Origin of the sequence: Dysgonomonas mossii DSM 22836, assembly GCF_000213575.1 — a bacterium.
Classification (GTDB): domain Bacteria; phylum Bacteroidota; class Bacteroidia; order Bacteroidales; family Dysgonomonadaceae; genus Dysgonomonas; species Dysgonomonas mossii.
Map to the genome: position 1 here is coordinate 255,492 of NZ_GL892004.1, position 25,631 is coordinate 281,122.

21 protein-coding genes are annotated in these 25,631 nt (G+C 35.4%); 13 read left to right on the forward strand and 8 right to left on the reverse strand.

Going from position 1 to position 25,631, the window contains the following annotated elements:
- The first annotated feature begins 28 nt into the window (after nt 1–28).
- Nucleotides 29–916 (forward strand): OmpA family protein, encoded by an 888-nt coding sequence (locus HMPREF9456_RS01030; protein ID WP_006841582.1) that lies wholly within the window; start codon nt 29–31, stop codon nt 914–916.
- 119 nt (nt 917–1,035) lie between these two features.
- On the opposite strand, the gene HMPREF9456_RS01035 is transcribed toward HMPREF9456_RS01030, so the two are convergent.
- From HMPREF9456_RS01035 to thiL, 3 genes are all read right to left on the reverse strand, one after another.
- Nucleotides 1,036–1,767 (reverse strand): lysophospholipid acyltransferase family protein, encoded by a 732-nt coding sequence (locus tag HMPREF9456_RS01035; RefSeq protein WP_006841583.1) that lies wholly within the window; start codon nt 1,765–1,767, stop codon nt 1,036–1,038.
- Nucleotides 1,768–1,851: 84 nt separating this feature from the next.
- Nucleotides 1,852–4,467 carry a valine--tRNA ligase gene (locus tag HMPREF9456_RS01040; protein WP_006841584.1) on the reverse strand — a complete coding sequence of 872 codons (2,616 nt, stop codon included), beginning with the start codon at nt 4,465–4,467 and terminating at the stop codon, nt 1,852–1,854.
- Between the two features lie 245 nt (nt 4,468–4,712).
- Nucleotides 4,713–5,744, reverse strand: coding sequence for a thiamine-phosphate kinase (thiL, locus tag HMPREF9456_RS01045; RefSeq protein ID WP_006841585.1), 1,032 nt, complete (start codon nt 5,742–5,744; stop codon nt 4,713–4,715).
- Between the two features lie 121 nt (nt 5,745–5,865).
- On the opposite strand from thiL, the gene HMPREF9456_RS01050 reads away from it, so the two are divergent.
- A complete protein-coding gene (locus tag HMPREF9456_RS01050; RefSeq protein WP_018074708.1) occupies nt 5,866–7,062 on the forward strand; it encodes an MFS transporter in 1,197 nt (398 codons plus the stop codon).
- Here HMPREF9456_RS01050 and HMPREF9456_RS01055 read toward each other — a convergent pair.
- From HMPREF9456_RS01055 to sppA, 4 genes are all read right to left on the reverse strand, one after another.
- Nucleotides 7,059–8,501 (reverse strand): transglutaminase-like domain-containing protein, encoded by a 1,443-nt coding sequence (locus tag HMPREF9456_RS01055; protein WP_006841587.1) that lies wholly within the window; start codon nt 8,499–8,501, stop codon nt 7,059–7,061. The genes HMPREF9456_RS01050 and HMPREF9456_RS01055 overlap by 4 nt on opposite strands.
- A gap of 93 nt (nt 8,502–8,594) precedes the next feature.
- The gene (locus tag HMPREF9456_RS01060) at nt 8,595–9,410 is read right to left on the reverse strand and encodes a purine-nucleoside phosphorylase (RefSeq protein ID WP_006841588.1); all 816 of its coding nucleotides are present in this window, start codon (nt 9,408–9,410) and stop codon (nt 8,595–8,597) included.
- A gap of 26 nt (nt 9,411–9,436) precedes the next feature.
- The gene (gene lpxK / locus HMPREF9456_RS01065; protein ID WP_006841589.1) at nt 9,437–10,522 is read right to left on the reverse strand and encodes a tetraacyldisaccharide 4'-kinase; all 1,086 of its coding nucleotides are present in this window, start codon (nt 10,520–10,522) and stop codon (nt 9,437–9,439) included.
- Between the two features lie 16 nt (nt 10,523–10,538).
- A complete protein-coding gene (gene sppA, locus HMPREF9456_RS01070) occupies nt 10,539–12,293 on the reverse strand; it encodes a signal peptide peptidase SppA (RefSeq protein WP_006841590.1) in 1,755 nt (584 codons plus the stop codon).
- Nucleotides 12,294–12,935: 642 nt separating this feature from the next.
- Between sppA and HMPREF9456_RS01075 the strand changes: the two genes are divergently transcribed.
- From HMPREF9456_RS01075 to HMPREF9456_RS01120, 10 genes are all read left to right on the forward strand, one after another.
- On the forward strand, nt 12,936–13,676 hold the full coding sequence (locus tag HMPREF9456_RS01075; protein ID WP_006841592.1) for a GDSL-type esterase/lipase family protein: 741 nt from the start codon (nt 12,936–12,938) through the stop codon (nt 13,674–13,676).
- A 1-nt stretch (nt 13,677) separates the two neighbouring features.
- Nucleotides 13,678–14,211: a hypothetical protein gene (locus HMPREF9456_RS01080; RefSeq protein ID WP_006841593.1), complete on the forward strand. Its 534-nt coding sequence runs from the start codon at nt 13,678–13,680 to the stop codon at nt 14,209–14,211.
- 20 nt (nt 14,212–14,231) lie between these two features.
- Entirely contained in the window at nt 14,232–14,921 is a 690-nt protein-coding gene (locus HMPREF9456_RS01085) for an SGNH/GDSL hydrolase family protein (protein ID WP_006841594.1), read from the forward strand.
- A gap of 162 nt (nt 14,922–15,083) precedes the next feature.
- Nucleotides 15,084–16,031: a hypothetical protein gene (locus tag HMPREF9456_RS01090; RefSeq protein ID WP_006841595.1), complete on the forward strand. Its 948-nt coding sequence runs from the start codon at nt 15,084–15,086 to the stop codon at nt 16,029–16,031.
- Between the two features lie 96 nt (nt 16,032–16,127).
- On the forward strand, nt 16,128–17,231 hold the full coding sequence (gene ychF, locus HMPREF9456_RS01095; RefSeq protein ID WP_006841596.1) for a redox-regulated ATPase YchF: 1,104 nt from the start codon (nt 16,128–16,130) through the stop codon (nt 17,229–17,231).
- 60 nt (nt 17,232–17,291) lie between these two features.
- Nucleotides 17,292–18,374: an acyltransferase family protein gene (locus HMPREF9456_RS01100; RefSeq protein ID WP_006841597.1), complete on the forward strand. Its 1,083-nt coding sequence runs from the start codon at nt 17,292–17,294 to the stop codon at nt 18,372–18,374.
- Between the two features lie 67 nt (nt 18,375–18,441).
- Nucleotides 18,442–19,263 (forward strand): alpha-1,2-fucosyltransferase, encoded by an 822-nt coding sequence (locus HMPREF9456_RS01105; protein WP_006841598.1) that lies wholly within the window; start codon nt 18,442–18,444, stop codon nt 19,261–19,263.
- A 24-nt stretch (nt 19,264–19,287) separates the two neighbouring features.
- Nucleotides 19,288–19,716: a GNAT family N-acetyltransferase gene (locus HMPREF9456_RS01110; RefSeq protein ID WP_006841599.1), complete on the forward strand. Its 429-nt coding sequence runs from the start codon at nt 19,288–19,290 to the stop codon at nt 19,714–19,716.
- A gap of 34 nt (nt 19,717–19,750) precedes the next feature.
- A complete protein-coding gene (locus HMPREF9456_RS01115; protein WP_006841600.1) occupies nt 19,751–20,545 on the forward strand; it encodes a M48 family metallopeptidase in 795 nt (264 codons plus the stop codon).
- A gap of 144 nt (nt 20,546–20,689) precedes the next feature.
- Complete coding sequence (locus HMPREF9456_RS01120; protein WP_006841601.1) at nt 20,690–21,340, forward strand: HAD family hydrolase; 651 nt, start codon at nt 20,690–20,692, stop codon at nt 21,338–21,340.
- Between the two features lie 112 nt (nt 21,341–21,452).
- On the opposite strand, the gene HMPREF9456_RS01125 is transcribed toward HMPREF9456_RS01120, so the two are convergent.
- A complete protein-coding gene (locus HMPREF9456_RS01125; protein ID WP_006841602.1) occupies nt 21,453–22,424 on the reverse strand; it encodes a polyprenyl synthetase family protein in 972 nt (323 codons plus the stop codon).
- Nucleotides 22,425–22,781: 357 nt separating this feature from the next.
- On the opposite strand from HMPREF9456_RS01125, the gene polA reads away from it, so the two are divergent.
- The gene (gene polA, locus HMPREF9456_RS01130) at nt 22,782–25,583 is read left to right on the forward strand and encodes a DNA polymerase I (protein ID WP_006841603.1); all 2,802 of its coding nucleotides are present in this window, start codon (nt 22,782–22,784) and stop codon (nt 25,581–25,583) included.
- Nucleotides 25,584–25,631: the final 48 nt, after the last annotated feature.

Consider the following 25,631-nt stretch of genomic DNA (forward strand, 5'->3'; position numbering starts at 1 on the left):
TATAAACATAATTAAAATCAGACTAGCTATGAAGTATTCTTTTTCCTTGCTGGTATTAACTGCGAGCATTATTTTTACTAGTTGCGTTAGTAAAAAGCAGTTTACGAATTTAGAAACGGACTATAATCGCCTGCAAACAGAACAGAAAGATTTACAAAGAAATTATCAGGAAAGCCAACTGCAATTAGCAGAAAGCCGTACCCGGGTAGCAAGCCTTGAAGAACGATTGGCAGAAGCCCGAAAAAACAATGAAGATTTGCGTGCTGCCTATGCCGAGATGCAAGGTTTGTTGAACAAGAGCCTTTTGCAAAACACGCAAGGCAATGTAAACATCACGAAGTTGGTAGATGAGATCAATTCGTCTAACCGCTTTATACAGCATTTGGTACAGGCCAAAAACCGATCCGACTCTTTGAATATCGTAATGATAAATAACCTCACACGTTCGCTTACACGCGACGAAATGCAGGATTTGGATATCAAGGTATTGAAAGGCGTTGTATATATTTCTTTGGATGACAGAATGCTATACCGTTCGGGTGGTTACGAGATAAGCACCAAGGCGGGAGAAATTCTTAGCAAGATCGCTAAAATCATTATGGATTATAAGGATTATAGCGTGTTGGTGGAAGGAAATACCGATACAGACCCTATTTCGCGTCCTAATATCCGTAACAACTGGGACTTGAGTGCTTTGCGTGCTTCTTCTGTGGTTCAGGCACTTCAAAACAATTATGGTGTCGATCCTAAACGTCTGACAGCAGCAGGACGTGGAGAATATAATCCGATAGCAACAAACAGCACTGCCGAGGGAAAAGCTCTCAACCGCAGGACTCAGATAATTATCACTCCAGAACTGAATCAATTTATGGAACTTATCGATCAGGCTCCAAAAGGCCCTTCGAATATAGATTGATAATTCTTACACAAATAATTTATATAGACCAGTAAAGAGGTTATCCAACGAGTAAAACAGCATTAGCTAAACGTTACTTTTAGGATAGCCTCTTTCTCATAGACAAGTATAAGTAACCTTTATTTGTTCTCCTCAGGCAAAGCAGATTGAATAGTTGAATACACTTTATCCATCAATTCTGCAATATCATCCGCTTTAAGATCCTTAGTTTCTATAGGGTCATGAAATGTCAATTTTATCTTTGCCGGACTCATTTTCCAAGAGTGTGTTGGCAAAACTTTATATGCCCCATCAATCGTAAGAGGTACAATCGGTAATTTCAAGCTCACTGCTGTCTGAAAAGCCCCTTTCTTAAATTCTGCCATCCGTCCGTCCGGTGAGCGATGCCCTTCGGGGAAAACCACGGTAGACATTCCGTCTTTCAGAGTATTCTTCGTATTTCTCATTGTATCTACAATGCCTTTCCTTGTAGTAGAATCTACAAAAACATGTCCTGCTTTAGCTGACGCAAAACCTACTAATGGCATTTTTTTGAGAGCCTGTTTCATCAACCACTTAAAGTTGTGATCGAGATAACCATATATAAGAAATATATCGAATGCTCCCTGATGATTGGCTACAAAGACATACGATTGGTTTTTATCCAATTTTGAATTTCTATTCACTTTGATCTTCAACAGAGCAGCCATACAAACAAAACGCCCCCATATCACTCCGGGATAGTATCCCCAAAACTTATTGTTTCCTAAGGTAGATCCGATAATAATAGTAAGGGTACACCAAATGGTAGCTAATATTAATAGCGGAACAAATATGATCCATTGGTATAAGAGGTAGAGAATCTTTATCATTCGTTTAAGTTTGAATAATTTTATTTGAAACTATATTCTGTGTAAAAAGGAGCTATCTGAACATAGCTCCTCTCCTACTTAATATCATTTGTTTAGATTTGCAATACTTTCCTTAATCGTCTTTATCTTGCTTTCGGCATCAGCTTGCTTTTTACGCTCGTTGTCTACAATTTCGGGCTTAGCATTGGCTACAAACTTTTCGTTGCTTAATTTCGCCGCAACTGATTTTAAGAAGCCTTCGAGATACTTAAGCTCGTCATTCAGTCTTTTCAATTCGGCTTCTATATCTATATTATTTCCAAGTGGAACAGAAAACTCTGTAGTGCCAACAAGGAAAGAAACCGAAGTAGGATCTTTTTCGGCAACAATATTGATCGAAGTAAGGTTACCCATCTTAGAGATCACGGTATCGAAATCTGTATTATATTGTCCTATTACATCCAATGATAATTCTTCTTTATTCGGAATATTCTTTTGCAAACGAATCGTACGCACACCTGCAATTACGTCTTTTACTTTTTCGAAAGTATCAATCAGATCATTACTGAAAGAAACCTCTTTCGGCATTTCAGATACCATGATACTCTCACCCTCTTTACGTTGGGCAAGAGCCTGCCATAGTTCCTCTGTAATAAACGGCATAAATGGGTGAAGCAAACGAAGCAGGGAATCGAAGAAACCTAATGTTGCTTCATAAGTCTTCTTATCGATAGGTTGCTGATAAGCCGGTTTTGCCATCTCAAGATACCAAGAAGAGAACTCATCCCAGAAAAGCTTATAGAGAGACATTAAAGCCTCAGAAAGGCGATATTTTCCAAACAAATCGTCAAGCTCCGAAGCTGTCTTAGCCAATACATTCTGGAACCATTCTATTGCTATTCTCGACGACTCAGGCTGTTCGATAGAGTCGCTTACCTCCCACCCTTTTACCAGGCGGAAAGCATTCCATATTTTGTTATTGAAATTACGTCCCTGTTCGCAAAGACTTTCGTCAAAAGGCAAGTCGTTACCCGCCGGAGCTGTAAGTAACAAGCCCATACGAACACCGTCGGCTCCGTACTTTTCCATCAGTTCGATAGGATCGGGTGAGTTGCCAAGTTGTTTAGACATCTTGCGTCCCAATTTGTCGCGAACGATACCTGTAAAGTATACATTGTTAAAGCATGCTTCGCCACGATACTCATATCCTGACATAATCATACGTGCCACCCAGAAGAAAATAATATCCGGGCCGGTAACAAGATCATTCGTTGGGTAATAATATTTAATATCCTTATTGTCCGGATTATTTATACCATCGAATACCGAAATAGGCCACAACCATGACGAGAACCATGTGTCGAGACAATCCTCATCCTGACGTAGATCTTCCATCTTGAGGTTTGGATTTTGCTTTTGAGCCTCTGCCAATGCTTTCTCAGGGGTCTCTCCTACTACAAAGCCACCTTCGGGCAGATAGTAAGCCGGAATCTGATGTCCCCACCACAACTGGCGGCTGATATTCCAGTCCTTTATATTTTCCATCCAGTGACGGTAAGTATTCTTAAACTTCGCAGGATGAAATTTGATTGTATCATTTTCCACAGCCTCCAAAGCCGGCTTTGCCAGATCTTCCATCTTGAGGAACCATTGCATAGAAAGTTTTGGTTCGATAGGTACATTCGTACGTTCAGAATAACCCACACTATTTGTATAAGCCTCTGTTTTTTCCATCAAGCCTAATTCTTCAAGGTCTTTTTCGATTTTCTTACGCACATCGAAACGATCCATCCCTTCGTATTGAAGTCCATGAGAGTTTAACGTTCCATTATCGTTGAAGATATCAATAACTTCAAGATTATATTTTTCGCCCAGCATATAGTCATTTACATCATGGGCAGGTGTTACTTTCAAGAATCCTGTACCGAATTCCATATCCACATATTCGTCTTCGATAATAGGTACTACACGATTAGCAATCGGCACGATCACTTTCTTGCCTTTCATGTGTGCAGTCTTCGGATCATTCGGATTGATACATACCGCAATATCTCCAAAAATTGTTTCGGGACGGGTGGTAGCTATTACCGCATAGCCATCTTCACCTTCCACTTTATATCTTAAATAATATAATTTACCATTTACTTCGTGATGTATAACTTCCTCATCCGAAACAGCAGTTTTAGCTGACGGATCCCAGTTTACCATTCGTATTCCACGATAGATAAGCCCTTTGTTATAGAGGTCTACAAAAACTTTCAGTACGCTTTCGGAGCGTTTCTCATCCATCGTGAAGCAGGTGCGATCCCAGTCACATGAGGCGCCTAGTTTTTTCAACTGCTCGAGAATAATACCTCCGTGCTTGTGAGTCCACTCCCAAGCATGTTCAAGGAATGCTTCACGGCTCAGGTCGTTTTTGCTTATTCCTTCGGCAGCAAGTTTACCCACTACCTTTGCTTCTGTGGCGATAGATGCATGGTCTGTTCCCGGTACCCAACACGCATTCTTACCCATCATACGGGCACGGCGTACAAGTATATCCTGTATCGTATTATTCAGCATATGTCCCATATGAAGGACACCTGTGACGTTTGGTGGAGGAATGACGATTGTATAAGGTTCGCGACTATCAGGTTCTGAATGAAAGAACTTATTCTCTAACCAGTATTTATACCATTTATCCTCTACTTCGGCAGGATTATACTTACTTGCAATTTCCATATTATGTGGTTAATATATATTTTGAGGTACAAAAATACAAAATAGTTGCTTATATTTTTGTATTTTCCTTTTTATAAAAAGCCTCAGATACTCGAAGATGAATACCTGAGGTATTTGTATTATATCATAAATTTCAATTCGTGGGCAAGATCTTAGCTTCCACATATTCGTAGATGTTTTGCTGCTCCATATGTCAATTGAAACATAACATGCATGATTTGTTGCGTCCTACAAAAATTATGAGCTTACTCCTCTCCTATCGAATCCCAGCCTTGCGCTTTTATTTCTATTTCTGCCCCATCTCGGGTTTCAAGAATAAAGCCATTTCCATCTTTGGTGATATGACCGATCACATGCACTCCCTTTATCTTCGATACTTTGTCGTGCATAAACAGAGGAACAGTAAACAACAATTCATAATCCTCTCCCCCATTCATTGCCACAGTAGTTACATTCATATTGAACTGTTCGGCCATCATGGCTGTCTGATAATCGATAGGGAGTCTTTCTTCATAGATATGACATCCTACATTACTTTGTTTGCAGATATGTTTCAGCTCGGAAGATAATCCGTCTGAAATATCGATCATGGAAGTCGGCACAACCCCTTCTTCAGCAAGAAATTTCACAATATCTTTCCGTGCTTCGGGTTTCAATTGTCGTTCCAAAAGATACTCTTTTCCTGTAAAATCGGGCTGAAAATCTTTTTTCCCATCATATACAGCCTTTTCGCGTTCTAGTAATTGAAGCCCCATAAATGCAGCACCCAAATCTCCTGAAACACAAACCAGATCTGTTTCTTTTGCTCCGTTACGATACACAATTTTTCCTTCTTCTCCTTCGCCAAGGCAAGTAATACTGATAGCCAAGCCGGTAAGCGAAGCCGAAGTATCGCCACCAACAAGATCTACGCCATATTCCTGACAAGCAAGGGCAAGACCATCATAAAATAATTCTAAATCTTCAACAGAAAATCGCTTTGAAATACCCAACGATACGGTCACTTGTTTTGGTTGCCCGTTCATTGCATAGATGTCTGAAAAATTGACTATCGCCGATTTATATCCCAAGTGTTTCAGGGGAACATACATCAGATCGAAGTGAATCCCTTCGAGCAGCAGATCGGTTGTTACAAGTGTCTTCTTATTTCCATACGACAAAACAGCAGCGTCGTCCCCTACCCCTTTTTCTGAACTTGAATTTTTTAGTTCTATATTTTTTGTCAGATGATCTATTAGACCAAATTCTCCTAGACTGGCAATTTCTGTTCTTTTCATTTATCTAAAAATTAATTGAATACAAAAATAGTGATTCTATCCTACAATGGCAGTAAAACAAACCTCCCTTTTTTATATATCAATATTTAAGTCTACATTTGCAGACTTTTACTCCATTTTGATGAAAACAACAACGCAAACAGGAACAGCTTTTGCTATACTTTCGATGTTGGCTGCATGCCATATGTTGAACGATATGCTGCAATCTATTATTTCGGCGGTATATCCCTTACTGAAAGATTCGCTATTGCTCAACTTTACCCAGATAGGGCTTATCACACTGGTCTTTCAGTTATCTTCGTCCATATTCCAGCCTGTAGTAGGACTTATCACAGATAGACGACCTCAACCCTATTCTTTGCCGATAGGAATGGCATTTTCGATGATCGGTATACTTTCTCTTTCATTTGCAGGAAGCTTTATTCACGTGTTGATCGCCGTATTTCTTACAGGACTTGGATCATCTATTTTCCATCCTGAAGCATCCCGCTTGGCCTATATGGCTTCGGGAGGAAAAACAGGATTGGCACAATCTATTTTTCAGGTAGGGGGAAATTTCGGATCATCCGTAGGCCCATTATTAGCCTTATGGATAATTACGCCATACGGTCAACAGAATATCAAGTGGTTGTCGCTAATAGCTCTTGTATGTATTGGCATTATGCTTGTTATAAGCAAATGGTATAAGAGCAATCTTTATAGACTGAAACCTGCCAAAAAAGATGATAGTCCGATAGAAAAACAATCTATATATTCTTCGGGTAAAGTAGCCTTTGCCATCACGATTCTGCTTATACTCATATTTTCGAAATATGTATATATGGCAAGCCTGAACAGCTATTACATGTTTTATCTGATCGATAAATTTGGCGTTTCGGTAAAAGATGCACAGCTATTTTTGTTTGCATTCTTATTTGCTGTGGCACTTGGCACAATTATAGGTGGTCCTATAGGAGACCGTATCGGACGAAAATATGTGATTTGGGTATCGATATTGGGTACAGCTCCATTCGCTCTCATCATGCCCCATGTAGGGCTTGTATGGACATGCGTATTGAGCATCTTTATAGGATTTATACTTTCTTCCGCCTTTTCGGCAATTCTGGTATATGCACAAGAACTTGTTCCCGGAAAAGTAGGGTTGATTGGTGGTTTATTTTTCGGACTGGCATTTGGCATAGCCGGTATAGCATCTGCCATACTGGGAAAGATAGCCGACGAAACCAGCATACAGCATGTATATGATATTTGTGCTTATTTGCCACTAATCGGATTGGTAGCAGCATTTTTACCAAATACCAAGAAGGAAAAAGCTTAGTTCAAATATTCTACATCAATATCCCAACTCCATTGGTTGAAATAAATATTTCCTCCCCGCCATTCGAGTTCACCTCGCTGAAAATCGACAGTTTCGCTTCGAGGATATATTTTTTCAGGGAAAAGAGGTTGTGAATAATCATCGTTTACAATCCAGCGGTATGCATCGATACCATTGGCATAGAAATATTTTATATCGTTACTCATTTCTAAGTCTCGTCTACCAAAAGATTGGTCGACAGGCACCCACCCTACACCCTCAAAATAAACCTCTGCCCAGTCATGTAAATTGAGCTCATTGGGATGCATCATAAATCCGCTTTGCCATTTTGCCGGAATACCGTTGTAACGGGCAAGAGTAATGAAAAGTAAGGATACTTGCCCACAGTCGCCATGATGGTTTTCAATCACATACTCAGGTATATTGGGTATTGTAGAATATTCACGAGCACCTGCCCAAGGATAGTTATCGCTGATGAAGTCGAATATCTTCTTAGCTTTCAGGTATGGATTCTTTTCATTCCCTATGATTCGATCAGACAATCGTTTTATCTGATCAGTAAAAATTATATGAGCCTCCCTCTCCGATGTATATTCTTTATACAAATCTGAATTCGTATCATAATCTCTTATACTTTCAGGTTTTATATTGAACCATTCGGCCGCCGAAGCATAAGAAAATTCGAATGAAAAGGTTAACGGTTTATCCTTTTCTGCTACTTTTTGCATATACAATGTCCGTTGAGCATAATCGGATGGGGATATAACATAGTTATCATCATTTACAGAGAGTAACTTTACGTCTGTCTGCCGACGATTATCTTCACGCGGATAAGGCAGCCAACATCGTACCATTTCTCCGGCTGGAAGAACATTCGGCTTAAGGGTTACAGTATATTTTACTTTCATTTTCACAGGGGACATTTGCGTGTTTCCTGTATTTTTCAAACCATCTACAACAAATGGTAAATGTGTTTTCAGTACATTTTGTAATTCATCTTTTTGGTTTCCGTCTACTTCCAATTTGCGTTTTATCGCTTGTTTATTTATTCTGAATAGATTTGGAGCAGCTCTGCTCATATACTTTTTTTCTCCATTGATAATCATCGATTCGAGAGATTTCTCACTTTCCCACTCGGACAGCATCTTATCATTTACATCAGGATAATATTTTTTAATGAACTCAACAACATCAGATTTGTTTTTCGAAAAATCTATCGCTATCCTATCCAGTACTTCTTTCTTAAAATTCAGATTATAAATTTCCTCTGACGATAAACTGTTTTGAGCAATGTACAAGTCTATCATTTTTTTCGATTTATCGAAGTTTCCCTTCGATATTTCAGCATTTATCTGATTTATTGTTACTTGCTGCTGCGCGTAAGATACAGTGGAAACACAAAAATATAAGATGATAATAGATAGAATGTATGCTTTCATAAGAAATGGATTTGAATAAAACCTATCTATAAAGATAAATAAAAAAGGATACAGAAAATCTGCATCCTATATATTTCTAATATTTTCAATTTGTTAATTCAGTCTCTTTATCACCTCCTGCATAATATAGGCCATCTTGGGCTGTGCTATTTTAGCGGCTTCCTGCACATCTTGGTGTGTCACCTCAACAATCTTTCCAATAATACCTATATCAGTGATTATAGAAAATGCCAGTACTTTCATTTTTGCGTGATTGGCAACAATTACTTCAGGCACTGTAGACATGCCAACGGCATCGCCACCGATGATCTTAAACCAATTATATTCGGCAGGAGTTTCGAATGTAGGGCCTTGTGTACCTATATAAACTCCGTGCTGCAACTTAATATTATTTTCTTTGGCAATATTCATAGCCATCAGGCGAAGTTCTTTGTTATACGCTTCGCTCATATCCGGAAAGCGAGTGCCAAGCTCTTTGTAATTCTTACCTCTTAGTGGATGTTCGGGAAACAAATTTATATGATCATCGATAAGCATGATATCACCTATATCGAAGCTTCCGTTCATTCCTCCTGCTGCATTTGATACAAACAAGTACTGAATACCCAATGCCTGAAAAACACGAATAGGGAATGTTACCTCTTGCATAGTATACCCTTCGTAGTAATGAAACCTTCCTTGCATGGCCAATACGGGCTTTCCTCCAAGCTCTCCAAAAATAAGTTTTCCGCTATGCCCTTCTACTGTAGAAAGTGGGAAATTAGGAATTTTCTCGTATGGTATTTCTTTCTTATCGCTTATTTCGTGTACTAATTCTCCCAAACCTGTGCCCAAAATAATAGCTATATTGGGTACAGTACCCACAACATTTTTTATAAACGATGCTGTTTCGTATATTTTTTCTAGCATATTTTATTTCTTACTCTTAAAACAGTTTAGTTAAGTTTAAATCTACTGTCTTCTACGTGCTTTAATATTTTATCTTCAAAATCGTCTCCCTTGTCCATAAATGCAACTTCGATAGGAAGATAATACAGATGTTTTCTTATTTCTTCATCTATATCTTTCAAAACTAATCGGCTTGCATCTTTTTCTGTCACCAGAATTATTTTTTTGTCTGAACTTATATTTCTAAACTTATCGGAAATATATTTAATATCCTTTGTCTTAAAATTATAATGATCAGGATATGTTATTGTTTCTATCTTACGGGTATACTCCGATAGTTTTTTTATTATCACTTTAGGCGAAGCTATACCGGTAGCCAATAAAACAGTTTTGTTTCGTAAAAAATCTAACGACCTGTTTTCTCCACTATTGCGAAATACAGGTTTTAATTCTAAATAATCGAAAGTAGTAAAATAGAGGCTCTGATATGGGAAAGGATTCACATCATGCAAAATAATGCGATAATCGATAGGCTGCAAGTCCAAAGGACATTTAGTTACGATTATCATATTTGCATCATCTATCTTTGAAAAAGGTTCCCGCAAACGTCCTGCAGGAAGCAAAGCATCTGCATATATAGGACGATTAAAATCTGACAGGATAATTGTAAAAGAAGGTTTTACATAACGGTGCTGAAAGGCATCATCCAATAAGATTATTTGAGGTGGGTTTTTTAGCGATAAAAGCTTTTTTATACCTCTACGCCTGTCTCCATCGACAGCAACGATAACATCCGGAAACTTGTTTTTTATTTGGAACGATTCGTCCCCAATGTCCTTACTGGTAGTATTGTCATCTGCAAGAACAAAGCCTTTGGTTCTGCGCTTATATCCCCTGCTTAGTACCCCTACCCTATATTTATCCTTCAACAAACGGATAACGTACTCGGTATGCGGAGTTTTTCCCGTACCTCCTACAGTGATATTTCCTATACAGATAACAGGGATATCAAACTCTTCTTGCTTGAGTATTCCCCAATCGAAAAACTTATTTCTAAAAAATACAATCAGCCCGTACAACCACGAAAATGGTAGCAGCCATTTGTTGATATGCACGGGCTGTTGTTTTATCATTATACAGTTATAATATTTATCTTATGCTTATGTCATAAGGCATGCGAGCTTGAACAAAATCTTGTTCCTTTATCTCTTTTATAGTCTTGAATAATTCATAATCCTTACCAAGGTATTCTTTCATTGCCTTTGTTGCAAATTCTTCTTTCTGGTTGGATAATAAACTTTCTAAAAAGTCAACTTTTTTAGGATAATCCTGCAAAGAATAATCATCAAGTTTGGCAAGTTTTGCTGCTTCTTGTATCGCAGTATCTATATTTCCAAGAGCATCTACCAATCCTATCTTTAGGGCTTGATTGCCTGTCCATACCCTACCCTGAGCAATATGATCCAGCGAATCTTTCGGAATATTACGCCCTTCTGAACAACGAGTTAAAAACAGGTCATAGCCATGTTCAATATACTGCTGCAATATTACTTTTTCCTCAGGTCTCATCGGACGGGTAGCGTCACCAAAATCAGCAAATTTATTTGTTTTCACATTATCAAACGATAATCCTACCTTTTTAGTCAATCCCTCAAAATTTGGGAACATACCAAAAATACCAATTGAACCTGTCAATGTATTTGGTTGAGCAATAATTTTAGAAGCATTACATGCAATATAATAGCCTCCCGATGCCGCATAGTCTCCCATAGATACTACCACCGGTTTCTTTGCTTTCAGGTCGGTAATGGCTTTCCATATTTGTTCCGAAGCATAAGCACTTCCTCCCGGCGAATTAACACGGAAAACTACAGCTTTTACTTTATCGTTATCTTTCAGTTTTTCAATTTCCTTCACATATCTCTTATCAGTTATACCATCTTTACCGGATCCATTGTTGATAGATCCTTCGGCATAAAGTATAGCAATAACATCTTTAGAATTACTTTCTTTTACAAATGATACGGAAGTCATATCCTTGATAGATGCCATTCTCACATCTTTTACTTTTTCTACTTTGAGCAAATCTTTCAGATATTCTTTTACTTCTGTCTCATACATCAACGTATCTACAAGCCCATCGGTAACTGAAGCATTGGCTAGTTTGAATGTTTGCAAAGAATCTGTCAGTTGGTTTATTTTATCTACTGATATTTTTCTGGAGTCTGATATTTCGGATGTGATAGTAGACCATATATCGTTTATATATGCTGTAACCTGCTCTCTATTTGCATCACTCATTTTATCAAGCATAAAAGGCTCAACCGCAGATTTGAATGTACCTACTTTAAAAATCTGCATCTCTATACCTATTTTATCAAGTAGCCCTTTGTAGAAAGTAGGTGAAGATGAAAGTCCATGCAAATCGAGATTACCCTGAGGGTTCATTATTACTTTGTCTGCTACTGACGATAAGTAATAGCATCCTTGTGAATAAACATCGGCGTAAGCAATAATAAATTTTCCACTTTCTTTAAAGTCTGCTAACTGATCGCGTATTTCTTTCAACGAAGCATTAGAAGCAGCAAATGCACCGGCATTAATATAAATACCCTTTATATTATCATTCTCCTTTGCTTTCTTTATAGAAGAAAGAATATCATCCAATCCTATTTCTAAATCCGTATTTTGACCTATCAAGTCTAAAAACGAATTTGGTTCTACTCTTTCAGACAGAGTACCTTCAAGTTTCAATGTCAATACAGTATTATCTTTCAAATTATATTTATCAGATGAGCCAAAAGACATAGCGGCTATTATAAGAATAAATATAAAAATAAATATACCTATAACGATGGAACAGCCTACTATAGAGGCTAATAAACTCTTAAGAAAACCTTTCATCTTTTACATTATTATATTAATGAATAACAAAATTATATATTTATCTGTGAATATGCTACTTAAATTAGTATTTCTTATCAATTGTTTCTTATTCTTATTTACATATTTCAATTATCAAAAAAGATTGTTGATAAACTGTTGATAACTGTTAATACATTTTTAAAACAAAATCAATTGTTTTATGAAACTAAACAACATATATGAAATAAGTCGCAGATAACAATTAAAAATCACAGGCTTTTATCATTCTGCTATGAAAGGTTTATCAACAATTATTAATAGATTGAAAAATGAAAAATTATCAACAACTATAGTTATTAACATTGTTTTAATAAAGTTCATAATACGCTTTATATAAATAATTTGTATAATTTTACTCTGTTTAATAACTCACATTTATACGTGAATGAACTTTTAATATCGATATTTACAAGTATTCTTCAAAAAAAGAATAAACACAATTAACAGTCTATTACAAACACAATGATTTTTTGTTAAGTTTAAATTAAAAATTAATTATATATATAATGTTTAATAAACTCATCTTAGTTCTTAAATATATTCTTTTTATAATAGCATGTTGTTTTGTCACCACCTCTAATTGGTGCAATCGGGTAAATAATCAGATCATTTATAATTGAGATGAAAAAGAAATTTATTTATAGCATTTTTGTTATATCTGTATTACTTAATTTGATATTGATACCATACGTAGGATATCGGTTATACAAAGACAAATTGAACAACGATATTTTTAAGCTAAATGCTTATGCATGGGCTAATAGTGAACTGAAAATGACTGAAGTTAAAGAAAACAGGGTCGTGTTTATAGGTAATTCTATCACCGAAAATTGGGTACATTTACGATACAAATTTTTTGTAGATAATAATTATGTATGCAGGGGAAAGGGTGGACAAACAAGTTCATTGATGCTTTTACGTTTTAGGCAAGATGTTGTAGAATTACATCCTAAAGCTGTTGTTATAAGCGCAGGTATAAATGATATAGCCGAGAAAACAGGTGAATATGATCCTGTGTTTACGATGGATAATATAAAATCGATGGCCGAATTGGCTGATATGAACGACATAAAAGTAATATTGGTTTCTCTTCTGCCATGCAAAGGTCATGGATGGGAACCTATCAAAGATGTACCAGAGAAAATAGATGAACTAAATGAACGTATAAAAATTTATGCTGCAGAGAAAGATTATTACTATTTAGATTTGAATACTCCTATGCGCGATAGTGAAAGCGGTATGATAAATAATTATTCGCTTGATGGATTGCATCCTAACGAAGAAGGGTATAAAATAATAATGGAACCTTTGGTAAAAAAGGCTATTAATGAAGTTTTGAGTAAAAATGATAAAACCGAATGATATGAAAAAAGTAATTTTGATTCTGTCTTTAATATTAAGTACCGGTCTTGCGTATTCGCAATATGGAGGAAGTTATAAATCGAGTTCCGGCTTTGATCCTTCTAAACTTACTTTCGGAGGTAATATGAATTTACAATTCGGGAATTATACAGCTGTGGGTATTTCTCCTCAGGTTGGTTATAATTTTTCTAAATATTTTACTGCCGGGGTAGGATTAGGATATAACTATTTCAGAGAGAAAAATTATGATGTTAAATGGAGCAGGCATTATGTAAGTTTTGATGTTTTTGGACGTTTTTATCCTGTTGATTTTCTTGTTATAAGCGTTCAGCCCGAGGCCAGCCGTGTATGGGAGACTATAGAAAATAGTGGAAATAAATATAAAACGAATAAATTTGTACCGTCTGTTCTTATAGGAGGAGGTTTGCGGTACATGAATATGATAGCCATGATACAATACGATGTAGTACAGGAAGAGTATTCGCCTTATGGTAATAATCTTTTCTATAGCATAGGATATTCATTCAATTTTTGAAATATAAATACTTATTTATCATGAAAAAAGTAATTTTAATTATGTCTTTTTTTTCCTTTTTTGGATTGTTCTCTCAAGCACAAGAATTTAATAAACTTATAAATCTCGATAGGTATGCCGAAGCGAATGCTGCATTGCCAGCACCTGCCAAAGGTGAAAAGAGAGTTGTATTTATAGGAAATTCTATTACTGATGGATGGCCTAATGCACACCCTGATTTTTTTAAATCAAATAATTATGTAGGTCGTGGAATAAGTGGACAAACCAGCCCGCAATTGTTGTCTCGTTTTCGTCAGGATGTAATTAATCTTAAGCCGGTTGCAGTATTGATAAATATAGGTACAAATGATGTTGCTCAAAATACAGGCCCATATAATGAAGAATTTACTTTAGGAAATATCATGTCGATGGCCGAACTGGCTGATGCTAACGGCATAAAAGTGATATTATCATCTGTAACACCTGCAGGCGAATATCCTTGGAGAAAAGAGATAAAAGACGTACCTCAAAAAATAATGTCTCTGAATGCGAAAATAAAAGCTTATGCTAAGGAAAAAGGATTTTCATATATAGATTATTTTTCGGTGATGTGTGACGAAAATAATGCTTTGAAAAGCAATCTAGGTACTGATGGAGTACATCCTAATGAAGAAGGTTATAAGATAATGGAAGCTACAGCTAAAAAGGTAATAGATAAAGTAATAAAATAAGATATTTTTATTCTTAATTATTTGGAGAGTGTCCTTCGTTTAGGATGCTCTTTTTTTGTATAGAAGTATTTATCGATTAAATATACCTATATGTAGATATTGTTTGAATGATCATTACAATTATTATAAACTTGGTTTTTAAAAAATAAATGAAAACCAGAAATGATTAACTTTTTTGATACTTTATATACATTTATACATATAAAACATAATCCTTTATCCAGATATTTCTTATATCCATTTCTACGTATTCCGACTCTCTATTTTGTCAATTTGTTTGTTCCAATCTATTTCAGAATAACAGCAAATAAAGATGAATATAAATTGAAAAAATCGGATAAAGCAAGTAATCGTATTATAGTTTCATTGACCTCTTTTCCTCCACGCATAAATAGAGTATGGCTTGTGATAGAATCTATCATGAGGCAGAAATTAAAACCTGATAAGATTTTACTATGGTTATCTAAAGAACAGTTTTCCTCGTTATCAGAATTACCAAAAAACTTACTTCGTCTACAGGATAGAGGACTCGAAATAAGGTTTTGTAATGAAGACCTGAAGGCACATACAAAATATTATTATGCTATGCAGGAGTTTCCTGATGATATTATTATAACTGTTGATGATGATATTTTATATAATTCATATATAACACAACATCTCATCGAGTTATCTCAAAAATATCCTCAAACTATTTGCTGTTGCCGCGGATGGGAAGTAAAGATTAATGGGAGTAATCTGGCAAAGTATAATGAATGGAAAATGATAAAAGATGCGAAGTCACCTTCTATTGATATATTCCCCACCGGTGTAGGAGGAGTACTTTATCCTCCTCATTCTTTGCATAAGGATGTCTTTAATATTGATTTACTAAGAGGATTATGTTTTTATGCAGATGATGTTTGGTTGAATGTTATGGCACATCTGAAAGGAACTAAATACGCTAAAACTGAATATTCGTCACACTATCTACCTATTAAATTTAAAAATAGAACCCGACTTAGAGATACGAATGTAACAGAATCTGCCAATGATACCCAGATAAATAATCTCCGAAATTATTATAAGAAGATATTAGATAAAGATCCTTATCATATGTTATTTAGATAATTATTTACGGAGATCTTTACTTCGTAAAATCAAAAAACTGTATGTCATTGATTTTTCACTACCTTTGTACCCTGAAAAAATAATTTATATAAAATAATGGCATTACAATGTGGTATTGTAGGACTTCCTAATGTGGGTAAGTCTACTCTTTTCAACTGTTTATCGAACGCAAAAGCACAATCGGCAAATTTTCCTTTTTGTACAATAGAACCAAATGTAGGAGTAATAACCGTTCCGGACGAGAGATTAAATAAATTAGCGGAATTGGTTAAACCCAATCGTATTTTGCCTACAACAGTAGAAATAGTAGATATAGCCGGGCTCGTTAAAGGAGCTAGCAAAGGGGAGGGGCTTGGTAATAAATTCCTTGCCAATATACGTGAAACGGATGCAATTATTCATGTACTTCGTTGTTTCGATGATGATAATATCACTCATGTGGATGGAAGTATAAATCCTGTGAGAGATAAAGAAATTATAGATATAGAGCTGCAACTGAAAGATTTGGAAACAGTACAATCTCGTATTCAGAAAGTAGAAAAACAAGCGAAAACAGGAGGAGATAAAGAAGCGAAACGTGCCTATGATATCTTGGTTCAGTTCAAAGAAGCGCTTGAGCAAGGTAAGTCGGCCCGTACTGTTAAATTTGATAACAAAGAGGATGAAAAAATAGCGAAAGAGCTTTATCTTCTTACATACAAACCTGTACTTTATGTATGCAATGTAGATGAAGCCAGTGCTGTTTCGGGAAACAATTATGTAGAGCAAGTACGTGAGTCTGTAAAGGATGAAGATGCTGAAATTCTTATTGTAGCTGCAAAAATAGAGTCTGAAATAGCTGAATTTGAATCTTACGAAGAGCGTCAAATGTTTCTTGAAGAAATTGGACTTAATGAATCGGGAGTAGCAAGACTGATTAAATCGGCTTACAAGCTTCTCGGATTGCAAACATATTTTACTGCCGGAGTTCAGGAAGTACGTGCTTGGACATTCACTTCAGGATGGAAAGCTCCTCAGTGTGCAGGTGTTATACATACCGACTTCGAAAAAGGATTTATCCGTGCCGAAGTTATAAAATACAATGATTTTATAACATTGGGTTCGGAAGCTGCCGTGAAGGAAGCCGGTAAAATGAATGTAGAAGGAAAAGAATACATCGTTCAGGATGGTGATATAATGCATTTCAGATTTAATGTATAATGTTTTTTTGTCATAAATATTCTAATATTATAACTGAATACGAATCAAAGATCTGATATTATGACAAGAGACAGATTATATTCTGTTCAGTACCTTAGAGGTTTTGCTGTTATTATTGTTGCTTATATCCATGGTGTTATATTACAGATGGGTTCTGGTACTGAGTCTTATCAGCAAAAATTTAACTTTATGATAGGTGCTTTCAGTGTAGATATGTTCTTTATCATATCCGGATTTATAATGTGCTACGTATTCGGAAAATATTCGGGTATAAAAGATTTTATTAAATATCTAAAGAAGAAATTTATAAGGATAAATGTAGTCTATTATTTTACTTCCTTAGTAATGATTCTTTGTCTTTTTATATTCAGTCCTGGAGAAATTTCATTAGAAAATATTATAAAAACCTTAACTATAATTCCCATTTTTGATTCAGGAGATGAATTTACTTATCCTCTCATTTATGTAGGATGGACATTAAGTTATGAATGGTTTTTTTATATTTTATATGCTGTATTTATAATTCTCTCCATTGTAAAAAGGCGTGAGATATACCTTATATACATATTTTTTGCTCTTTTTATTATAGGTTTTTTCTTCCCTATCAGAGAAATACATTACATTTTTGTAACTAATCCTATGTTTCTCGAATTTGGAATAGGGATGGCAATAGCTGTTATTTATAGAAATGTAAAAAAAGTGCATATTTCCATACCCGTGATATTAGGTGTTGTTACCCTGTTTATATTCATTTATCTTATCAATAATGGTATTGGTAAAACAGGGGAAGCATATCTTATCAATAAAGGAATATATGCATGGCATAGGGTCTTTACATTAGGAATTCCTGCCGCTTTATTATTTGCCACTTTGTTGTTTTTGGAGAAGAGAACAACATTCAATTTTTATAAAAGTGATAAATTAGCATTTCTAGGAGATGCTTCTTACTCTATTTTTCTTACGCATCCTATCTTATATTTTTTTATTAGTCGTATTCCTCATAGTATATTATTATTAGTAAATCCTGATCTATTGATAATACTTAATCTTCTTATAGTCATAGGTTTTGGTATTCTATATTATAAATTTATAGAAAAAAAGCTTATTTCGATATTTAATAATCTATTATTAAGAAGAAACTAAAATATAGCTGTAAAAAATAAGTAAGTTATAATAATTTATAACTTTACCAATTCTCACTAATATTCTTATGATTATTAACTACGATTCTCCGGGTCAGTTGTGTAACAGAATATGGTCTCTTATTCCATCGATAGCTTATGGATTGAAGTACGAAGAGAAAGTATTGGTTATAAATTTCGATGAATATTTACCTGTTTTTTCCAATCTGAACAGAAATAAATTTATACGTTTTAAGTCTAAAAAACTTCTGCAAAAGATATTCCTTTCACTCAAGGCAAGAGGATATATACAAAATGGAAGATCTAATATATTCAGAAAATTATTTAATCTTAATTTGATAGAGGGCTGGTCTAATCGTCTCGGAAATAGAGAAATGGTAATAGATCAGTCGGATAATATACGTCCTTTATTTGATTTCAGAAAAGATGTAGAGATTGCTGTAAACGATTTTTTATTTTCTCAAGAAAAAGCTGTTATAATTGGCGTACATATACGTAGAGGAGATTATAAAGAGTGGCTCGATGGTATATACTATTTCTCTGACGGAGCTTATTATCAGGTAATGAAAAGTTTAGAAAAGCAGCTTTTAGACAAAGGGGAGAGGGTTAAATTTTTGATTTGTTCCAATGAAAAAATAAACCTTAATTCTTTTTCAGAATTAGATTGTTTTGTCATACCCCAATCATCTTCAGAAAAAGATTTATATGCTTTATCTAAAAGTGATTATATAATAGGTCCTCCAAGTTCATTCTCACAATGGGCTTCATTTTATGGAAAAGTACCGATCTGTTATATGATGTGTGAAAATAAAGAATTAAAACTTTCTGATTTTTCTAGAATCATATCTTTTAATACCTTTGAAAACGGAAACATTCTTAATATAGACTAAAGTTTAACCTAAATAATTTACACTATGATTAGTTCTGCTGACAAAAAAGATTACCCTGTATTAATAGATATTTGGGAGAGTGCCGTAAAGGCTACTCATGATTTTTTATCAGACGAAGATTTTGAATTTTATAAAACTCATATTCCTATCTATTTTCACCATGTTTCTCTATATGTTTATAGAAATCAGAAGGGCATTATAAAAGGATTTCTAGGTATAAGTGATAATAGCATAGAAATGCTTTTTGTGGAAAATGAAAGTAGGGGAGAGGGTATAGGCAAAATCTTGATGGACTATGCTGTAAACACATTGAATGCACGAAAAGTGGATGTAAACGAACAAAATACACAAGCCTTGGATTTTTATTATCATTTAGGATTTAAAGAAGTGGGCAGAGACGAATATGATGGAGAGGGGAAAGGATATCCCATATTGCATTTAGAGAAAAGCTAATATTTTAAAATACTAATCATTAACATTTATTTTTATGAAAAAACTACTAATTGCCTTAACACTAATTTTAATATGTTCTCACACTGCAAATGCGCAGCTGGGAGGACTAAAGATTAATAAAAAGCATCTTGACGCAGCTACTAAAACAGCAAAGGCATTAACACTTACCGACGAACAAATAGCTACCTATTGTCAGGAGTATATTGACTGGATGGATGCTCATAACCCGGTTTGTAAAACAACCGATTCTGATCCCGGAATGAAAGCCGTAGCAGACCGTCTCGAAAAAATAAAAGCAACGATGCCTTCAGATGTAAAGCTTGATATTCAGGCTTATTATGTTGTAGATCAGAATGCTTTTGCTTGTGCAAACGGAAGTATCCGTGTATTTGCAGGCTTAATGGAATTGATGACAGATGACGAAATATTGGGAATAATAGGTCATGAAGTAGGTCATATCGTTAATAAGGATTCTAAGGAAGCATTCAAAAAAGCATTACTTACTTCTGCACTCAAAGATGCAGTAGGATCTACCGGCGATGTAGCAGCTGCACTGACCGATTCTCAGTTGGGAGAACTTGGAGAAGCTCTTGCCGGTGCTCAATTTTCTCAAAAGGCAGAGTATGCCGCTGACGATTATGGTTATGAATTCTTGAAAAAGAGTGGTAAAGATCCGATGGGGATGGTAACAGCTTTACGCGTTATTCAAAAATTGTCTGACGATGCAGGTGTAGATAAAAGCAAGGCTAAACAATTGTTTTCTACTCATCCCGAAAGTGGGAAGAGAGCCGACAAACTTGAAGCCAAATATAAGAAGGAATATAAATAAGAAATTATAGGCTACAATATCTTAAAAACGGGGACATCATCATGTTTCCGTTTTTATTTTATGATGATATATAGCAGGATTCCCAATAAAATTATCTTACTTTGTTCAGTTTTTATTATTAGCTAATAGTATTAATAAAATAAAATGGCAAAAAGTAAAATAACAACCGTACTGTTTGGTTTAGATGGTGTTGTCGTAGACACAGAGCACGCTTATGATGAGTTTTGGAGTAAGATAGCACAAGAGAATGAGTTGAAAATTAATAACTTTTCGGACGTAATAAAGGGAATGACATTGAGTTCTATCATTGAACTTTATTTTACGATTTCAACTCTCGAAGAAAAACAAGCTATAAGAGATGCATGTTCGAAAATGGAACAAGCCATTGATTATAAAGAAACGGTTATTCCCGGCGTTCTTGATTTTATCAAATACCTTAAAAATGAAGGTTATAAAATAGGTCTTGTTACCAGTTCTCCTTCCAGTAAAGTAAAAGTTGTATTAGACCAATTGTCATTAGGCGATACTTTCGATACAATAATTACATCAGATAGTATAAAGAAAGGGAAACCAGACCCGATGGGATATGTATTGGCTAAGACAAATCTTGGAGTACAATCGGGGGAGTGTATCGTATTCGAAGATGCATTTACCGGTATCAAAGCTGCTACTTATGCATTTATGCGTGTAATAGGGGTATCTACAACCTTATCTGTCGATTTCCTGAAAGACTATACATACGGAGTGATAGCTGATTTTACTGATACAGAAAAGCTAAAAAGTTTGATGGCTTAAAGAGTCTATAAAAATAGAATAAAGAAAAGAGAGCATCATTTAGGTGCTCTCTTTTTGTTGTTTTCTAATAAATAGCAAATTTAGAAAAGTAACTTTTTGGAGTTGCTATTTATTAATATACTCTTTTTATAATATAATCTACTGTGGCTTCGAGTGCTTCACGCACATCAGAATCAGGAATAGTTTCTATAATTTTTTCGGCTTGTTCCTTAAATTCTTCTATTTTCCTGTATGCATAATCTATTCCTCCATGCTCTTTGGCATAGTGGATCAGATGCTGAATATTTTCGTCCGTATAGTTATAAGAATATACGATAGATAGTATTTCCTTTTTTTCTTCTTCGGAGGCATTTTTAATAGCATACAGAAGAGGTAAAGTTATTTTCCCTTCCCGTATATCATTTCCTGTTGGCTTGCCAATAGCATCGGTAAAATAATCGAAAATATCATCACGTAATTGAAAGCACAATCCAAATAATTCTCCCAAACGGGTAAATTTTTCTATTTCTTCTTCCGAAGCATTTACAGATATTGCGCCTATACGCATGCATACCGACATCAGAGAGGCGGTTTTTTTCTTTATTACCTGAAAATACTCATCTTCGTCAATGATCAGTTCTTTCACCAGCGAAAGCTGATTAAGTTCTCCTTCGGCCAAATCGCGCCCTAAGTCAGATATATTGGATATGATTTCTATGTTTCCTGTCAACACGCTCTTAATAAGAGCTGTAGATAAAAAGTAATCACCTGCTAGAACAGCCATTTTATTATCATAAATAGCGTTCAATGAAGCCTTTCCCCTTCTTATTTTTGATTCGTCTACAACATCATCGTGTATAAGCGAAGCGGTATGCAAAAGTTCTACAGTGATAGCAGCGTTGTAAGTAATGTTATTGATCTCGCCACAGGCTTTAGCAGCCAGAAGCAGCAAAATGGGACGGATTCTTTTACCATCCGATTTCATAATGTGATCTATAATTTCCTGAATCCTTACATTATTGCAAAAAACAGAATCTTTGTAATAAGTATTGAATATTTTTAATTCCTCCGCTACAGGTTTAGCTATTAAAAGCTTTTTATCCATATCTTGTTTTGTTGAGTTGCAAATTTAAGAATATTTCGGCTTTAAGCATTATATATGGGTAACTTTAGATATATATAAGGAATTTTTTAAAGAATAATTGCATTTTAATGTTTTTGAATTCTTTTTTAGTACTTAGTATCCCCCAATAGTCCTTGATATTTGGTTCTATTACTCTGTTATTTTACTTTTTTGTAAAGAGGAATATGAATAAGTAAAGCTGTTTATTTTTTCTTTTCACTTGCCTGTTGATAGTAAGCACTGTGGTTGGGATTGATTATCTATTTTAATTTGTCTCTTTTGTAGTTCATCAGTTTTTCCTTAACTTTCCACTGTTTTATAATATAAATATATTCCCCAATGAAATTATTCCTATTAGACGCGTATGCGCTCATATACCGTTCTTACTATGCATTTATAAAGAATCCGAGGGTTAACTCTAAGGGTCAGAACACATCTGCTGTGTTTGGTTTTGTAAATACATTAGAGGAGCTTCTCCGCAAAGAAAACCCCACACATATTGCTGTAGCATTCGACCCTCCGGGAGGAACTTTCCGTCACGATGCTTATGAGAAATATAAAGCGCAGCGTCAGGAGACCCCCGAAGATATAAGGGCGGCCGTTCCTATTATCAAGGAGATTATCGCAGCATATAATATCAAAGAACTGGAAGTTCCTTATTATGAGGCTGACGATGTAATTGGTACTATTGCGAAGAAAGCAGAAAAGGAGAATATAGATGTTTATATGATGACCCCCGACAAGGATTATGGTCAGCTTACATCCGATCATGTATTCATGTACAAACCAAAGTTTGCAGGATCCGGATTTGATGTATTAGATGCTAAGGCAATCATGGAGAAATATGAGCTATCTTCTCCCGATCAGATGATCGATTTACTGGGTCTTATGGGTGATGCTTCCGATAATATACCCGGATGTCCCGGTGTAGGTCCTAAAACTGCTCAGAAGCTGTTAGAGGAATACGGAACTATCGAAAACCTCCTTGAACATACATCGGAGATCAAAGGAGCATTAAAACAACGATTGGAAGATAATAAAGAGCAAATCATATTCTCAAAATTTCTGGCTACAATCAAGACTGATGTTCCTATCGATTTCAACAAAGATGAATTTGCACGTAGAGAAATAAATGCTGAAAAAATAAGTGCTATTTTCGAAGAACTTGAATTCAGGACACTAATCAACAGGGTTCTCAAGACTGATAGTATCCCATCACACCCGGTTAGGAATACTACAACACATGAAGCTATACAGGGCGATTTATTTGCAGAATTATTGCCGCCTGTAGACTCTTCTTCAGATACTACAACCGTTAACTACTCCGCCTTACAGGAGCTGAAAGATATACCTCACTCTTATCATCTTGTAGAGGAAGAGAAAGAGATTTTGGAACTCATAAGTACTCTTTCTAATCAGGAATCTTGCTGTTTCGATACCGAGACTACAGGTCTCGACCCTATAGTGAGCGAATTGGTCGGGATGTCCTTTGCCTTCAAAGAGGGAGAAGCTTATTACGTTCCCGTTCCTGCCGACTTTGACGAAGCAAAGAAACTGATAGACAAATTCCGTCCGTTTTTTGAAAATGAGAAGATACTGAAAATAGGGCAGAATATAAAATACGATATTATTGTTCTCAAAAAATATGATATTCATGTACGAGGCAAATTATTTGATACAATGATTGCTCATTACCTTATCAATCCTGAGTTGAGACACAATATGGATTATATGGCAGAAACTTATCTGAAATACAGAACAATACATATTGATGAGCTGATAGGTGCTAAGGGTAAAAATCAGTTGAATATGCGTTCTCTGCGTCCTGATCAGATTAGCGATTATGCATGTGAGGATGCAGATGTTACATTGAAACTGAAGAGGATACTCGAAAAGGCTATCGAAAAACAGGATTTAAGTAAATTATTTTACGAAATAGAGTTACCCCTTATTTATGTTCTTGCAGACATGGAATTTACCGGCGTAAGGCTCGATACGGTTGCTTTAGGAGAGTATTCAAAAACGCTTACTATAGAATTGCAGAACATTGAATCGGAAATATTTAAACTTGGAGAAACAGAATTTAATATAAATTCGGCGAAGCAGGTAGGAGAGGTGCTTTTCGACAAATTAAAGATTATAGACAAGCCCAAAAAGACTAAAACAGGACAGTATGTAACCAGTGAAGAGACATTGGAAAGCATTAAAAATACACATCCGATTGTAAATAAAATATTAGAATACAGAGGTCTTAAAAAACTTCTTAGTACATATATTGATGCACTTCCGCTGCTTGTTGAGCCCAAAGATGGAAAGATACATACATCATTTAATCAGACAGTAACAGCTACCGGAAGACTAAGTTCTACTAATCCCAATCTTCAGAATATTCCTATACGAGATGCACAAGGAAGAGAGATTCGGAAATCATTTATTGCCGACGAGGGATGCTTATTTTTTTCTGCCGACTATTCCCAGATCGAGCTACGTATTATGGCACATCTTAGCCAAGACCCATCGATGGTAGAAGCCTTCAATAGCGGGGAAGACATACATGCTGCAACGGCCGCTAAGATTTATAAATTGAAGATAGATGAAGTGACAAGCGATATGCGTCGCAAGGCAAAGACAGCCAACTTTGGTATCATATACGGTATTTCTGTTTTTGGATTGGCCGAACGCCTTACCATTCCAAGAGGAGAAGCCAAAGAACTTATTGACGGTTATTTCGAGACCTATCCGAAGGTAAAAGAATATATGGATAAATGTATAACCGATGCACGTGAGAAAACTTATGTAGAAACTGTTTTTGGACGAAAAAGATACTTACCCGATATCAACTCCCGTAATGCAACTGTACGTGGTTATGCCGAGCGAAATGCTATAAATGCACCTATACAGGGAAGTGCGGCTGACATCATAAAAGTGGCTATGAATAATATTTTTAAGCGCTTCGAAAAAGAGAATATCAAATCCAAGATGATTCTTCAGGTACATGACGAGTTGAATTTTAATGTTCTTGAAAATGAAATTGATAAGGTTCAAAAGATAGTAATTGAAGAAATGGAAAATGCATATAAACTGGCAGTTCCCCTAAGAGCCGATTGCGGAAAAGGAAAGAACTGGCTGGAAGCGCATTAAATTTTTAATTTGAGTACGATTAGATATTACATGATTCTAATAAAAAGA

Bases quoted from the DNA above. Each gene is read 5' to 3' on its own strand.
- HMPREF9456_RS01030 (WP_006841582.1), top strand. From the start codon at position 29: ATGAAGTATTCTTTTTCCTTGCTGGTATTAACTGCGAGCATTATTTTT.
- HMPREF9456_RS01035 (WP_006841583.1), bottom strand. From the start codon at position 1,767: ATGATAAAGATTCTCTACCTCTTATACCAATGGATCATATTTGTTCCG.
- HMPREF9456_RS01040 (WP_006841584.1), bottom strand. From the start codon at position 4,467: ATGGAAATTGCAAGTAAGTATAATCCTGCCGAAGTAGAGGATAAATGG.
- thiL (WP_006841585.1), bottom strand. From the start codon at position 5,744: ATGAAAAGAACAGAAATTGCCAGTCTAGGAGAATTTGGTCTAATAGAT.
- HMPREF9456_RS01050 (WP_018074708.1), top strand. From the start codon at position 5,866: ATGAAAACAACAACGCAAACAGGAACAGCTTTTGCTATACTTTCGATG.
- HMPREF9456_RS01055 (WP_006841587.1), bottom strand. From the start codon at position 8,501: ATGAAAGCATACATTCTATCTATTATCATCTTATATTTTTGTGTTTCC.
- HMPREF9456_RS01060 (WP_006841588.1), bottom strand. From the start codon at position 9,410: ATGCTAGAAAAAATATACGAAACAGCATCGTTTATAAAAAATGTTGTG.
- lpxK (WP_006841589.1), bottom strand. From the start codon at position 10,522: ATGATAAAACAACAGCCCGTGCATATCAACAAATGGCTGCTACCATTT.
- sppA (WP_006841590.1), bottom strand. From the start codon at position 12,293: ATGAAAGGTTTTCTTAAGAGTTTATTAGCCTCTATAGTAGGCTGTTCC.
- HMPREF9456_RS01075 (WP_006841592.1), top strand. From the start codon at position 12,936: ATGAAAAAGAAATTTATTTATAGCATTTTTGTTATATCTGTATTACTT.
- HMPREF9456_RS01080 (WP_006841593.1), top strand. From the start codon at position 13,678: ATGAAAAAAGTAATTTTGATTCTGTCTTTAATATTAAGTACCGGTCTT.
- HMPREF9456_RS01085 (WP_006841594.1), top strand. From the start codon at position 14,232: ATGAAAAAAGTAATTTTAATTATGTCTTTTTTTTCCTTTTTTGGATTG.
- HMPREF9456_RS01090 (WP_006841595.1), top strand. From the start codon at position 15,084: ATGATTAACTTTTTTGATACTTTATATACATTTATACATATAAAACAT.
- ychF (WP_006841596.1), top strand. From the start codon at position 16,128: ATGGCATTACAATGTGGTATTGTAGGACTTCCTAATGTGGGTAAGTCT.
- HMPREF9456_RS01100 (WP_006841597.1), top strand. From the start codon at position 17,292: ATGACAAGAGACAGATTATATTCTGTTCAGTACCTTAGAGGTTTTGCT.
- HMPREF9456_RS01105 (WP_006841598.1), top strand. From the start codon at position 18,442: ATGATTATTAACTACGATTCTCCGGGTCAGTTGTGTAACAGAATATGG.
- HMPREF9456_RS01110 (WP_006841599.1), top strand. From the start codon at position 19,288: ATGATTAGTTCTGCTGACAAAAAAGATTACCCTGTATTAATAGATATT.
- HMPREF9456_RS01115 (WP_006841600.1), top strand. From the start codon at position 19,751: ATGAAAAAACTACTAATTGCCTTAACACTAATTTTAATATGTTCTCAC.
- HMPREF9456_RS01120 (WP_006841601.1), top strand. From the start codon at position 20,690: ATGGCAAAAAGTAAAATAACAACCGTACTGTTTGGTTTAGATGGTGTT.
- HMPREF9456_RS01125 (WP_006841602.1), bottom strand. From the start codon at position 22,424: ATGGATAAAAAGCTTTTAATAGCTAAACCTGTAGCGGAGGAATTAAAA.
- polA (WP_006841603.1), top strand. From the start codon at position 22,782: ATGAAATTATTCCTATTAGACGCGTATGCGCTCATATACCGTTCTTAC.